This is a genomic window from Coprococcus intestinihominis (assembly GCF_040096555.1).
GTDB classification, from domain to species: domain Bacteria; phylum Bacillota; class Clostridia; order Lachnospirales; family Lachnospiraceae; genus Coprococcus_A; species Coprococcus_A intestinihominis.
On sequence record NZ_JBBMEK010000067.1, the window covers coordinates 1 to 13,415 of the forward strand.

The 13,415-nt window shown below is 44.5% G+C and carries 18 protein-coding genes; 1 reads left to right on the top strand and 17 read right to left on the bottom strand.

What is annotated here, in order from left to right; all coding sequences use genetic code 11:
* Positions 1–59 precede the first annotated feature (59 nt).
* The 15 genes from atpD to WMO25_RS07180 all read right to left on the bottom strand — a co-directional run bounded on the left by atpD (position 60) and on the right by WMO25_RS07180 (position 11,017).
* Entirely contained in the window at positions 60–1,448 is a 1,389-nt protein-coding gene (gene atpD, locus WMO25_RS07110) for a F0F1 ATP synthase subunit beta (RefSeq protein WP_015513218.1), read from the bottom strand.
* Positions 1,449–1,471: 23 nt separating this feature from the next.
* Complete coding sequence (atpG, locus tag WMO25_RS07115) at positions 1,472–2,338, bottom strand: ATP synthase F1 subunit gamma (protein WP_015513217.1); 867 nt, start codon at positions 2,336–2,338, stop codon at positions 1,472–1,474.
* 6 nt (positions 2,339–2,344) lie between these two features.
* Positions 2,345–3,865 carry a F0F1 ATP synthase subunit alpha gene (gene atpA, locus WMO25_RS07120; protein WP_349084735.1) on the bottom strand — a complete coding sequence of 507 codons (1,521 nt, stop codon included), beginning with the start codon at positions 3,863–3,865 and terminating at the stop codon, positions 2,345–2,347.
* A 21-nt stretch (positions 3,866–3,886) separates the two neighbouring features.
* Positions 3,887–4,426, bottom strand: a complete 540-nt coding sequence (atpH, locus tag WMO25_RS07125; protein ID WP_015513215.1) for an ATP synthase F1 subunit delta — start codon at positions 4,424–4,426, stop codon at positions 3,887–3,889.
* Positions 4,414–4,896 (bottom strand): F0F1 ATP synthase subunit B, encoded by a 483-nt coding sequence (locus WMO25_RS07130; RefSeq protein ID WP_015513214.1) that lies wholly within the window; start codon positions 4,894–4,896, stop codon positions 4,414–4,416. The genes atpH and WMO25_RS07130 overlap by 13 nt, the downstream gene beginning before the upstream one ends.
* Positions 4,884–5,399, bottom strand: coding sequence for a F0F1 ATP synthase subunit B (locus WMO25_RS07135; protein WP_117528592.1), 516 nt, complete (start codon positions 5,397–5,399; stop codon positions 4,884–4,886). Before WMO25_RS07135 ends, WMO25_RS07130 begins: the two co-directional genes overlap by 13 nt.
* Before the next feature lie 62 nt (positions 5,400–5,461).
* Positions 5,462–5,728 (bottom strand): ATP synthase F0 subunit C, encoded by a 267-nt coding sequence (atpE, locus tag WMO25_RS07140; protein WP_015513213.1) that lies wholly within the window; start codon positions 5,726–5,728, stop codon positions 5,462–5,464.
* 46 nt (positions 5,729–5,774) lie between these two features.
* Positions 5,775–6,470 carry a F0F1 ATP synthase subunit A gene (atpB, locus tag WMO25_RS07145; RefSeq protein WP_015513212.1) on the bottom strand — a complete coding sequence of 232 codons (696 nt, stop codon included), beginning with the start codon at positions 6,468–6,470 and terminating at the stop codon, positions 5,775–5,777.
* A 4-nt stretch (positions 6,471–6,474) separates the two neighbouring features.
* Positions 6,475–6,882, bottom strand: a complete 408-nt coding sequence (locus tag WMO25_RS07150) for an ATP synthase subunit I (RefSeq protein WP_015513211.1) — start codon at positions 6,880–6,882, stop codon at positions 6,475–6,477.
* Entirely contained in the window at positions 6,857–7,132 is a 276-nt protein-coding gene (locus WMO25_RS07155) for an AtpZ/AtpI family protein (RefSeq protein ID WP_015513210.1), read from the bottom strand. Before WMO25_RS07155 ends, WMO25_RS07150 begins: the two co-directional genes overlap by 26 nt.
* Positions 7,133–7,352: 220 nt before the next feature.
* Positions 7,353–7,838, bottom strand: coding sequence for a deoxycytidylate deaminase (locus tag WMO25_RS07160; protein WP_015513209.1), 486 nt, complete (start codon positions 7,836–7,838; stop codon positions 7,353–7,355).
* Between the two features lie 93 nt (positions 7,839–7,931).
* Complete coding sequence (rpiB, locus tag WMO25_RS07165; protein WP_015513208.1) at positions 7,932–8,360, bottom strand: ribose 5-phosphate isomerase B; 429 nt, start codon at positions 8,358–8,360, stop codon at positions 7,932–7,934.
* Between the two features lie 79 nt (positions 8,361–8,439).
* Complete coding sequence (locus WMO25_RS07170; protein WP_435384303.1) at positions 8,440–9,495, bottom strand: L-threonylcarbamoyladenylate synthase; 1,056 nt, start codon at positions 9,493–9,495, stop codon at positions 8,440–8,442.
* Between the two features lie 12 nt (positions 9,496–9,507).
* Entirely contained in the window at positions 9,508–10,236 is a 729-nt protein-coding gene (locus WMO25_RS07175) for an ABC transporter ATP-binding protein (RefSeq protein ID WP_215689112.1), read from the bottom strand.
* A gap of 1 nt (position 10,237) precedes the next feature.
* The gene (locus WMO25_RS07180) at positions 10,238–11,017 is read right to left on the bottom strand and encodes an ABC transporter permease (protein ID WP_227082950.1); all 780 of its coding nucleotides are present in this window, start codon (positions 11,015–11,017) and stop codon (positions 10,238–10,240) included.
* A gap of 200 nt (positions 11,018–11,217) precedes the next feature.
* On the opposite strand from WMO25_RS07180, the gene WMO25_RS07185 reads away from it, so the two are divergent.
* Entirely contained in the window at positions 11,218–11,592 is a 375-nt protein-coding gene (locus tag WMO25_RS07185) for a ParB N-terminal domain-containing protein (protein WP_117539271.1), read from the top strand.
* Positions 11,593–11,703: 111 nt separating this feature from the next.
* Here WMO25_RS07185 and larE read toward each other — a convergent pair whose 3' ends face one another.
* Both larE and larC2 read right to left on the bottom strand, forming a co-directional pair.
* Positions 11,704–12,513, bottom strand: a complete 810-nt coding sequence (gene larE / locus WMO25_RS07190; protein ID WP_256167940.1) for an ATP-dependent sacrificial sulfur transferase LarE — start codon at positions 12,511–12,513, stop codon at positions 11,704–11,706.
* An 82-nt stretch (positions 12,514–12,595) separates the two neighbouring features.
* A partial coding sequence (gene larC2, locus WMO25_RS07195; RefSeq protein WP_349084739.1) for a nickel pincer cofactor biosynthesis protein LarC2 occupies positions 12,596–13,415 on the bottom strand: 820 nt, incomplete at its 5' end.

A 13,415-nucleotide genomic window follows, 5' to 3' on the forward strand; every position in this document is an offset into this window, starting at 1 on the left:
GATGATCCGGTGTAATGATCTGCAGCTGCATCAAGGCTTCCATATCTCATCCTCCAGACTTATTTCACTTTGGCAAGAACGTCATCAATATTACCTGCCATCAGGAAATAGCTTTCAGGAATATCATCGTATTTACCTGCAATGATTTCCTTGAAGCCCTGGATTGTCTCAGACAGCGGTACATAACGTCCTTTCAGACCTGTAAACTGTTCGCCTACAAAGAAAGGCTGGGACAGGAATCTCTGAACCTTACGTGCTCTGGATACAACCAGCTTATCTTCTTCTGAAAGTTCATCCATACCAAGAATAGCGATAATATCCTGTAATTCTTTATAACGCTGAAGAATCTCCTGTACGCTTCTGGCAACACGGTAATGTTCTTCACCAACAATATGCGGATCCAACATACGTGATGTGGATTCCAGCGGATCAACGGCCGGATAAATACCCAGCTCAACGATGGAACGTGAAAGTACCGTCGTTGCATCCAGATGGGTGAATGTCGTTGCCGGAGCAGGGTCTGTTAAGTCATCGGCAGGTACATATACAGCCTGTACGGATGTGATGGAACCTGTCTTTGTAGATGTGATACGCTCCTGAAGCGCACCCATTTCCGTCTGCAGTGTCGGCTGATAACCAACGGCACTAGGTACACGGCCCAACAGAGCAGATACCTCTGAACCAGCCTGTGTAAAACGGAAAATATTGTCAATGAAAAGCAGCACGTCTTTGCCGGTATCACGGAAATGTTCTGCCATTGTCAGTCCTGTCAGACCGACACGCATTCTTGAGCCAGGTGGCTCATTCATCTGTCCGAATACCATGGTTGTCTTGTTGATAACACCGGATTCAGACATTTCTGTGTAAAGGTCATTACCTTCACGGGTACGCTCGCCTACACCTGTGAATACAGAGTAGCCGCCGTGCTCTGTTGCGATATTACGGATAAGCTCCTGGATCAGGACGGTCTTCCCTACACCGGCACCACCGAACAGACCGATCTTACCACCCTTCTGATAAGGGCAAAGTAAGTCAACGACTTTGATACCTGTTTCAAGGATTTCCTGCTCATCAGACAGATCTTCAAAAGCAGGTGGTTTTCTATGAATCGGCAGGTGTTCTTCAGCCTGTGGAGCTTCTTTATTATCAATTGCTTCACCGAGAACGTTGAAAATACGTCCCAGTGTCTTTTCACCTACAGGCACCGTAATAGGGCCGCCTGTAGCGATAGCCTCCATACCACGCACAAGACCATCAGTAGGTCCCATGGAAATACAGCGGACAGTATCATCACCCAGATGCTGAGCAACTTCAACAACAAGTGTTGAGCCGTCTTTTCTGGTAATGCGGATGGCATCGTTTATCTCAGGAAGATTTCCGTCGGCAAACTTGATATCCAGTACCGCACCGATAATCTGAGTGATTTTGCCAATACTATGCTCTGCCATATGCTGCTATCACTCCCTTCTGTTTATTTAAGCGCTTCTGCACCGGATACGATTTCGGTAATTTCCTGTGTAATCGCACCCTGTCTTGCTCTGTTATAGCTTAATGTCAGATTCTCAATCATATCCTCTGCATTGCTTGTTGCATTATCCATGGCTGTCATACGGGCACCGTTCTCAGAGGCAACGGCATCCATCATACCACCGTAAATAACACTATTGATATACTTCGGAATGACTGCATCCAGTACTTCTTCCGGTTCCGGCTCAAAATTCATCAGAAGCAGTGGTCCGTCTTTCTTCTCTTCGGCTGTTTCCTCTTCAGGAACAGCTACAGGCAGAAGACGGATCATCTTCGGAATATGAGTGATCGTATTCTTGAAGACCGTATAGGCCATCCAGATTTCACCCACTTCACCGGACGAAAAGGCATTCAGCACATCACGGCCGATATCCATTGCTGCACGATACGTTGGTGCTTCAATGACATCGCCGTAATCCTTTGCTACGGCATAACCTTTTTTGGAGAGATTGTCACGTCCTTTACTACCTACTGTGTAAAGCTGCACATCTGCAGGATTAAAACCGACACTGGTAACAGCCTTTTCAACATTACTGTTGTAGCCGCCGGCAAGGCCGCGATTGGACGTAATGACAATAACTGCCTTTTTCTGAGATTCACCCTGCATCAGATAACGATGGTGAATATTGCCTGATCTTGACAGGATAGAAGACACTGTCTCATACATCTTGTCAAAATACGGACGGGTGGTTTCAGCTTTGACTTTCGCCTTCTGAAACTTAACCGTAGAAACCAGTTTCATGGCTTTTGTAATCTGAGCCGTACTCTGAATACTGGTTTTGCGTCGTTTAATTTCTCTCATTGAGGCCATGCTTTATCACCTCTTATTTTCTTCCAGAAATACCTTCTTGTACTCTGTGATTGCCTTTACAAGACCTGCTTCGATATCTTCTGTCAGTACCTTTTCTGTACGGATAGCTGCCAGAACATCATCGCATTTGCTGTCCATGTATTCAAGCAGATCCTTTTCAAAGTCAAGTACCTGATCTACAGGAATATCTGTCAGATGTCTTCTTGTAACGGCATAAATCATAACAACCTGCTTCTCAACCGGCATTGGCTGATACTGAGGCTGTTTCAGTATCTGCTGGATACGTTCACCCTGTGCCAGGTTCTGCAGTGTATCCGCATCCAGATCGGAACCGAACTGTGCGAAGGACTGCAGCTCTCTGAACTGAGCAAGCTCTGTACGGATAGGACCGGCAATCTTCTTCATTGCCTTGATCTGCGCATCACCACCAACTCGGCTGACAGAAAGTCCGGCATTGATCGCTGGTCTGAAACCTGAGTTGAACATTTCTGTTTCAAGGTAGATCTGTCCGTCTGTGATGGAGATAACGTTCGTCGGAATATACGCAGATACGTCGCCTGCCTGTGTTTCAATAATCGGAAGTGCAGTCAATGAACCGCCGCCCAGATCATCGGACAGTCTGGAAGCACGTTCCAGAAGTCTTGAATGCAGGTAGAAAACGTCACCTGGGTATGCTTCACGCCCTGGTGGTCTGCGGAGAAGCAAGGAAAGTGTACGATAAGCAGCAGCATGCTTTGTCAAGTCATCATAAACAATGAGGACATCCTTGCCCTGCTCCATCCACTCTTCACCGATCGCACAGCCCGCATATGGCGCGATATACTGCAATGGTGCAAGTTCGGATGCTGTTGCTGCAACAACAACTGTATAATCCATGGCTCCGAAGGATTCCAGTGTGTGTACAATAGAAGATACTGTCGACTGTTTCTGACCAATTGCAACATAGATACAAAGGACATCCTGTCCTTTCTGATTGATAATCGTATCAAGGGCAATGGCTGTCTTACCAGTCTGTCTGTCACCGATAATCAGCTCACGCTGACCACGGCCAATCGGGATCATGGCGTCAATCGCCTTAATTCCTGTCTGTAACGGTGTATCGACTTTCTTTCTCTCGATAACGCCATGGGCTACTCTCTCAATCTGTCGGAAAGCATTGGTATCAATAGGGCCTTTGCCATCGATTGGCTGACCAAGAGCATTGACAACACGTCCAAGCATTGCGTCACCAACCGGTACCTCAACTACTCGTCCTGTTGTCTTAACAACGTCTCCCTCATTGATATTTCTGTTACTGCCGAGCAAAACGGCACCAACATTATCTTCCTCCAGGTTCATGACCATACCATAAACGTCACCCGGGAATTCAAGAAGTTCGCCCTGCATCGCATTCTCAAGTCCGTGAATACGCGCAATACCATCCGCTACCTGAACAACTGTACCAATATCTGATACTTCAAGTTCTGATTTATATCTCTTAATCTGTTCTTTAATAACTGAACTAATTTCTTCAGGTCTTAAATTCATGGAGCTTTTGGCACCTTCTTTCTAGCTGTTTAATATAGCCTTCGTCAGAGTATTGATCTGGGTCCGGATACTATTATCGGCAACCTTATCACCGATCCGGATAACCAATCCTCCAATGATCTCAGGATCTACCTGATAATTAATCTCAATGGAGACATCACCTGTTGTCTCCAAAAGCCGTTTTTCAACGGCCGCCTTCTGCGCATCACTCAATGCACAGGCACTGGTCACATCTGCTATGCCAATATGCTGATACTTTCTGACAGCATCCAGGAAATAATCAATCATTCCCATAAGAAAATGCTGTCTTCCCGCCTGAATAACGGTAACAAAGAAGCCGGTCACACTGTCAGAGGCTCTGCCATCCAGACAGTTTCTCATAACTTCCACTTTCTCTTCCCTCGTAATCTGAGGATGGTCCAGTAAAACCATGAATTCAGGGTTCTCAGCAATGGCTTCTTTGATGCTTCTTACTTCATCGGCATACTGTTCTACCTTGCCTTCTTCAAGACTCAGCTGAAACAATGCCTCTCCATATGTCTTATCAATTAATTCTGCCATGTTGACTCACCCATCTCATCCAGCATTTCCTGAATATATACCGCCTGCTTCTTGTCATCAAGAGTTTCTGCTGCCAGCTTGCATGCTGTGATAGATGCAGCCATGATCATATCATGTCTGACATCTTCCTTAAGCTTCGTCTTCTTCAACTCAGCTTCTCTCTTCGCACGGGCAATCACTCTGTCAGCCTCCTGCTGTCCATCCAGCAGAATTCTCTCTTCCATCTGTGCAGCTTTCCTGCGTGTATTTTCAAGAATATCAGCCCTTTCACTTTCAAAATCAGCCAGTCTGTGCTCATAATCATTCTTAAGAGCCAGTGCTTCTTCTTTACTCATACGGGCTGTGTTGATGTCATCAGCAATCCGTTCCTGACGCTTGGTCAGCATTCCGGACAGCATATCCGAGACAAGGTATCCTATCAGGAAAAACAGGATGAACACATTGATCGCTGTAACAATTAATTCAACCATGCTTCACCACCCATTTCCTTCAGCGCTTCCTCAAGAAGAACTTCTCCACGCTGTGGATCAGCCTGATCTGCAAACCGTCCTGTCATTGCAAGTGCCAGTCCACACATCTCTTTTCTCACATCCGCTTTGATACGCTGTTTTTCAGATACTGTTTCTCTGTCTGCCTGTTCCATGATTGCAGAGGCTTCTGACTTCGCCTGGTCAATAATGGCATCCTGCTGCTTCATTGCAGCTTTTCTGGATGCGGATAGAATCTCTTCGGCTTCTTTGTGTACAGCCTTCAGCTTTTCTTCATAAGCCGCCTTTGATACCTCAGCTGCTTCCTGAAGCTGCTGTGCTTCATCTCTGTCTGCTGCCACTGCCTGCTTTCTCTGTTCAAGGAATGCACGCACCGGCTTAAAGAAGAGCCTGCTCATGATGGCGTACATGATCATAATCACAACAAACAGTACAAACGCATCGAACAGGAGCTGCACGTCAAGCCCAAACAATCTGTCCTCCAAGTTTAAGCCTCCTTTCAGAATATCTCTGTTTTATATTGTTGCTTAAACAATATTGTCTGATCTTACAGTTTGCCAAATAATGGGTTGGCAAAGAGCAGGATCAGAGCGATAACCAGACCATAAAGACCTGTTGTCTCGGCAACGGCCTGACCAAGAAGCATTGTCTGCATGATATCACCCTTAGCACCCGGGTTACGTCCAACTGCAGATGCACCATGACCGGCTGCAATACCCTGGCCTACACCAGGTCCGATACCGGCAATAACAGCGAGGCCGGCGCCAATTGCTGAACACGCTAATACTAAACCTTCATTTGTTATACCATTCATTATATTTCCTCCTTAAAAAAATATAAATTTTGATTGTCCGGATATTTTATTCCGGCATTTTCTGGTAGATAAATGTCATTGACAACATACAGAAGACATATGCCTGGATCGCTCCGGAGAATAAGTCAAGATATGCATGTAAGAATGACGGAATCACTACTGTTGCCAGCACAGGCAGCATGCCGTAATACAATGCCAGCATAATGGTTCCGGCCATGACATTACCAAACAGACGCAGCGACAGTGAAACCGGCGTTGCAAATTCGCTGATAATATTGATTGGCAGGAATAATGGGATTGGATCCATCAGATCCTTCACATAGCCTCCAACACCCTTCCACTTGAATGCATTAAACTGAATCAAAACAAATGTGATCAATGCCAGCGGCAATGTCACACCGTAATCAGCAGTTGGCGGTCTGAGTCCGAAAAGACCCGAAATGTTGGAAAACAGAAGGAACATGAAAATTGTCAGGATATAGTTGGCATATTTGCCCCAATGCCTGAACATACTTGACTGGACCACGCCGTCCATCATTTCCACATAAAGCTCCGCAATGTTCTGTACCATTCCCGGCACCTCTGTTGCGTGCTTCATCTTGTTGTTGACAATCAGCCCTATGACCAGCATAAAAAGGCAGACAATCAGCAGGCAGACATGTGTTGTCGTCAACCAGACTTCATGGCCGAAAATGTTCAGAGGAACATATCCATGTACCATAAAGTCGACTTCATTGCCCATAACTTCACCTTCCTTTGCCAAAAATTCTGGTATAAATATACTTGTGAATCTGAGGGCTCAGAATCGCAGCCGGCTTCATCGAAAACAATCCGATGACAGCTCCCGCCATGCCGGAAACACCCAGTCTGGTTGAAACAAGAAGCACTGCGATCATAATCAGATAACGAATACCATAATTACGTGCCGCATAAGCTCTTGCATCCTTCTCACCGTAATCCAGCTGCCGATCAAGTGTCACCGCCATATGCACGGCTCGAATTACGGAAGTCGCTGTACCAAGTACTGCACCCAACACAAAGGCTGCTTTATCCGGGGCCACAAACAGTCCCACAAATACTACCAGTATGCCAAATATCAGGATACCAAGAATCAGATCCGCAAGCGCTTCATTCTGAGTCTTTAAATTGCTCATCCAGTTGCTTTTTAAATGCTTCATCCTTCTTCTCTCTTTCTCCCTTCAACAATGGCTTTAACGTGATGAACATTGAACGAATAGATGCCATAATACCAAGAATCAGAAAAACAAGTGTCAGCCATCCTGTACCCAGGCGCTTATCCAGCCAGATACCAATGAACAGACACATAAAAACAGGTACAAGCATATTGATGCTGAGCTGTGTGATCATCACAATCGCCTGTCCTATACCATGCTTATCTCTCATTCTCTCTCTCCCTTTTATGATTGCTCTATCTGTTTCAAAATTCGCTCAATAATTATTTTAGCAAATTTTAATAAATATGTCTATAATTCTTTTGCATAGCGTCATGTTTACTATTTAACATGTCTACTGTATACATAATTCTGTATCTAATCAATGTATATATTGAACAGTTTGCACACAAACAATTCATGCAAACTGCTCAACGCTTGTTTATTGTTTTTTATACTGTTATCTTCAGTTCCCGCCCGCTCCGAATATAACGGCGATAATGAACACCCGCTGCATCCAGCATTTTTCGCGATGCTATAACAGCCGGTGTGTCACCATATTTATCCGAATCATAGATAATCTCTCGAATTCCGCTTTGGATAATCGCCTTGGAGCATTCGTTGCACGGAAACAATGACACATAAATTTTGCTTCCTTCCAGGCTGCCTCCGCGGTAATTCAAAATAGCATTCAATTCGCTGTGAGTAACATAAAAATACTTGGTATCCAACTCATCGCCTTCTCGGCTCCAGGGGAATACATCGTCCGAACACCCCCTCGGAAAACCATTATAACCAATGGACAGGATCTTATTATCCGGGCTGACAATGCAGGAACCAACCTGACTGTTCGGATCCTTAGATCTTAGCCCTGCAAGCTTTGCTACCCCCATAAAATACTCATCCCAGCTGATATAATCTTGCCTCTTTTCTGACATCTTTATCCTCCTTTTGTTCATTATTCACATAAACAGCAAAAATCACCCGTTAAAGGCAGGCACTGCCGCCTGCCCGGCGGATGATTTGATGCTTTAATGTTCAATCTTTGCAATTCTTCTCTTATGTCTTTCATCATTGGAAAATGGTGTATTCAGGAATGTATCCACAATCTTCAATGCAGTGCCCACACCAATGACACGTGCTCCCATACCAAGAATATTGGCATCATTATGCTCTCTTGTAGCTTCCGCCATAAAGCTGTTTGTACAGTTGGCCGCTCTGATTCCCTCATAACGGTTGGCTGCAATTGTAATACCAATGCCTGTACCGCAGATCAGAATACCTTTTTCACATTCACCTGCAAGAATTGCTTCTGCTACCTTTTTGGCATAATCCGGATAGTCACAGGAATCTGTGGAATAAGTACCGTAATTCTTATATTCCAGGCCGTGCTCCTCCAGATATTTTATCACTTCCTGCATCAGTTCATAACCACCATGATCACATCCAAGTGCTATCATTTTCTCATTCTCCTTTGTTATATATATTCCGGATACCCTTTGTCCATGCCTCCGGGTATCCGGCTGAGTACCATAAATATTATACGCGGATCACATGATGTCCGGCCGCTTTCAGCAGGCGATTCATAATGGCCGCGCCAAGTCCGCCGCCGGCAAAACTCTCCGAATACATCTTCTGAACCCCCATCTCATCCATTTCACGAAGGACTTCATACAGATTAGCCGCAATGCTTTCCTCATGTTCTCTGGACCCGATATTGATCTTGCAGTCCGCATCATAAAGAGATAAATTCTCATCAGAAGCAATAACTGCTGTTTTTAATCCGGCTTCTGCATCCATCTTTGTTAAATGATTGATTGTCTCGGCCACTGCCTGCTTCTTTCCTTCCACAATAACCAGATCGCCCTTCGGTGCATAATGCTTATATTTCATTCCCGGCGCCTTTGGACGAAGATTCGGATCCTCATGATCTGCAAGAATTGCCTTGTCAATGGTCACAGGGCCCACAGCCTCTTCCAGCATTTCCTTCGTTATATAGCCCGGGCGCAGAATCGTTGGTATCTCTCCGGTCAGATCCACAATGGTAGATTCCAATCCGATATCCACTTTGCCGCTGTCGATAATCATATCAATACGTCCATTCAAATCCTCATAGACATGCTGTGCAGTTGTCGGACTTGGCCTGCCTGATGTGTTGGCACTCGGTGCCGCAATATACACACCGGAGCTTCTGATCAATTCATAAGCTGTCGGATGCGATGGCATACGAATAGCAACTGTATCCAGACCGCCTGTTGTTGCATAAGGCACCGCATCTGATTTAGTCATGATCATGGTCAATGGTCCCGGCCAAAAACGATCCGCCAGCAGTCTGGCTTTCTCAGGAACTTCCGATGTCAGTACTTTAAGCGCTTCCATATCTGCGATATGCACGATCAGCGGATTATCCGATGGCCGTCCCTTTGCCGCATAAATTCTGGCCGACGCTTCAGGATTCAGAGCATCTCCACCCAGTCCGTACACCGTTTCTGTCGGAAAAGCTACAAGTCCGCCCTTTTTCAGGATTTCTCCTGCCCTTTCCATAACTTCCGATCTGCGATTATCATCATTGTACAACTCAACTATTGTTTTCAATTCTGTCACCTTCTATTTCATGAACTCCCGATACTCATTCAATACTTCAACCGGTTCACCGATCTTCACAATCTTGCCTTCATGCATCCACATAACACGGTCACACAATTCTTCCAAAGTCTTAAGACTATGTGACACAATAACAACCGTCCGGTTGCGCTGTGAGATCAGTGATTTCATCTTCTCATAGCTCTTCTTCTTGAACTTCTCATCACCTACACTGAGCACCTCATCAATCAGCATGATATCTGTTTCAAGAATGGCCGTAATAGAAAATGCGAGCTTGGAATACATACCGCTTGAATAGGTACGCACCGGCATATCAATAAATTCACCCAATCCGGCAAATTCGATGATGTCATCCATACGTTCCTGTACTTCTTTCTCGCTGAATCCAAGCAGCATACCTGACAGCATGATATTCTCACGTCCTGTCATCTCATTCTTGAATCCAACACCAATGGCCAGCAGTGAAACAGAATGGCCATGCAGATCAATACTACCTTCATCCGCAGAAAAGATATGTGCCAATGCGCGAAGCAGTGTTGATTTGCCGCTTCCATTCTTGCCTGTAATACCAAGGATTTCGCCCTGCTTAACTTCAAAACTGATGCCGCGCACGGCTTCAAAGGCTTTCGCCTCCACACCTTTCAACCGAAGCAGACTCTTTTTGATTGAATAGGCCTGTACACTTTTATAACGAATCTTTAAATCTTTGACTGTAATTGCATATTCTTCCATATTATATTACCTTTACATACGTATTCTCATTCTTATAAATGTTCCGCACACCAAATGCAGCCAGTGCCACTGAAATGACAAACCAGAATAACAACCATTTTCTCGAAGGTACTGTCTGATACAGGATAGAATCTCTGAAACTTGAAATCATAAATGCCAGCGGATTTCCCTTCAGTACCAGACTATAAATTGGCTCCGGAAAAATATTAATATTATAGAAAATACCTGTCAAATAAAACACAAAACGCAGCACAATATTAATCACATTAGCCATATCATCAATAAAAACTCCCAGATGAAGCAATATACAGCAGCATCCGAACGTAAATATGATCATCGTGATCAATGCGGGAATCGCATAGAGTGCCTGCCAGCCAATCGGTACTCTATAGTAAATAATCATGCCGGCTGAAAGGCCAAAGCAGATCAGCATCTTGAATGCGTTCACCATCATATCAGACATAATCAATGTGTGCTTCGGCAAATACACTTTCGACACAATGGACTTGTTGCGCTTCACCATTCTGACAGAACTCTTGATACATCTGTTGAAGAAATCCCAGATGGCAAGACCCACAAATATATAAACATTGTAATATAATTCCTTATGCCCCAGCATATACCCGAAAATAAATGCATAAATCAACATAAAACAGAATGGCTCAAGCACCCACCAGATCCAATTCAGGTAGGAATTGGCTACCTCTGTCTTCAACTGTGACTTTGCAGCGTATAAGGTATATTTCCAGTACTTTTTCGTATCGTTAATAAACCGGTTCACATTACGCCTCCTAAATTCTTTTTCATAAAATTCTCTGATTATCATACTATATCTGCACCCATAAATCAATATTTTTAAATTAGGGGATATACATTTTAAAAATATTATGCTATGATAGAGCAGTAAAAGGCAACGGCGTCTATCGCACGTTGCCTTTTTTCGTTGTTACCAACTTTTTCCATTTACAGAGGGTTTGATTTATGCGACAGAAATATCATTTTGCAACAGACAACGGTATTCTCATCTGGGATGTCACTTCTATTCTTGAAGACATTGAACAACATCCTGATTCTTATACAATCCAGACACTTTCCACCGCTTTACTGGCTGACCATAATGATGCCAGAGTCAGTCACACCCGGGCCATGGCCTCCGATCTGACAAAGCCTCTGGTGGTTGCCGAGCTTTCCAAAGATCATTTGCTGCTGATCGACGGCAATCACCGTCTGCATAAAGCCAGAGCGCTTGGTCTTGAAAATATTCCGTGCTATTATCTTTCTCAGAAACAGCAGCAGCATTTTATTGTGCATTTCAGACCATCTGAATATGAGCACATTATTGCCTGTGTTTCATAAGAATCAACTGCTTCCTTTCCGGCTTTTTATCATTGACACAAAAACCGTTCCGGGCATCGTTTCTTCTGTTTCAGTCCCGGAACGGCTCATTTTACTTTATTTCTTTTCTGTCTATTTCACAATATGTACATCCATGCTGCCTGAGCGAAAACCTTCCGCATCCAATGTAATATAGACGAAACCAAGTTCCTTCATTTTTGCTGTGATCTTATCTGCCATTGCAATAAAATCCGAAAAACGTTCTTTTTCAATTTCAATACGCAGAATATCACCGTGAACACGCAGACGGACAATTGGGAATCCCTGCTCCTTCAGCCACTGTTCACCGGCATCCACCCTTGCAAGCAGTTCGAATGAAATCGGTGTACCATACGGCAGTCGTGTTGCCAGACAAGGAGAAGATGGACGGCTGGCACATGAAAGTCCCATATCTGCTGCAATTTCACGCACCTGTGCCTTTGTAATCCCCAGCTCTGCCAGCGGACTTAATACCCCAAGCTCTTTAACTGCCTGTGTTCCCGGTCGATAGATAAGAAGATCATCTGCATTGTTGCCTTCCATGATTGTATCGATACCTTTTTCAGCGGCAAATGTCAGCAAATTCTGGAACAAATATTTTTTGCAGAGATAGCATCTGTTCACAGGATTGTTGAGCATCTCCTCATTATCCAGCTCATTGACATAGATAACATGATGAATAGCGCCTGCTTCTTTGGCCACTTTCTGAGCCTGTGGCAAGTCTGCCTTTGGATGCAGTTTTGTTTCAAAGGTCACTGCGTACACCTTTTTACCATTAGCTGCTGCCGCCTCACAGGCTGCCCTTAAGATAACTGAGCTGTCCACGCCGCCTGAAAAAGCCACACACAGATCCTTATCCCCCAATTCCTTCATATAATTTACTAAACGTGTTCTGATTTCCATGTCTGATTCCTCACTTCTTGTGTCTCATACCTGATGCCCTGTTCGACATTTTATTTCATTTACAGCACGCTTTCCATGCTGTTTATTCACTGATTTCTGCTTCACAAGATGCCTGATATACAACTTTAAACGGTACACCGGCTGCCTCACAAAGCTTTTTTACACTTTCATATTCAGGATAACGATAAACGATGCCATTCTTCTCACAAATTTTTAATTCCACTTCGCCATAAGCCGTTTTGGCTTTTGCTTCATGACGTTTTAAAATTGTACGCTCAACCTTATATCTGCGAATACCGATGGTTGTCGTCTCATTAAAAATAATTTCTTCCATTGCAGGAATCTGTCTGCGGTCGCACAGCACATGAAGCATATAGGCCGGACGATTCTTCTTCATGTAAATCGGCGCATAACATACGTCTCTCGCCCCTGCAGCCAAAAGACACTCCATTGTATAGCCGAGAACTTCGCCTGAACAGTCATCAATGTTGCTCTCCAGTTTCCAGATATCTTCTTCCTCACCTGTCTGTGGCTGATCCTTTGTCTCAAGCAGCATTGCTCTCAAAACATTTGCCTTCGGGAAATCCTTCTTGCCGGCACCAAGGCCGATCTTCAGTAACTGATAATCCTCTGGCAAATGATCTTGCGTACGAAGAGCAGCTGCAATCGCTGCACCTGTCGGTGTGACCATTTCTCCCTGAGCGTCCGTAATCTTCATCGGCAGATGATTAGCCGCAACAATATTCGCAGTTGCAGGTACAGGCACAGGCATCATACCATGCTGACAATGCACATGGCCGGATCCCTCATATAATTCGGAAACGACAATATCGTCCACACCGAGATTGTCCACACAGACAGCCACACTGATAATATCTACAATAGAATCAATGGCACCTACT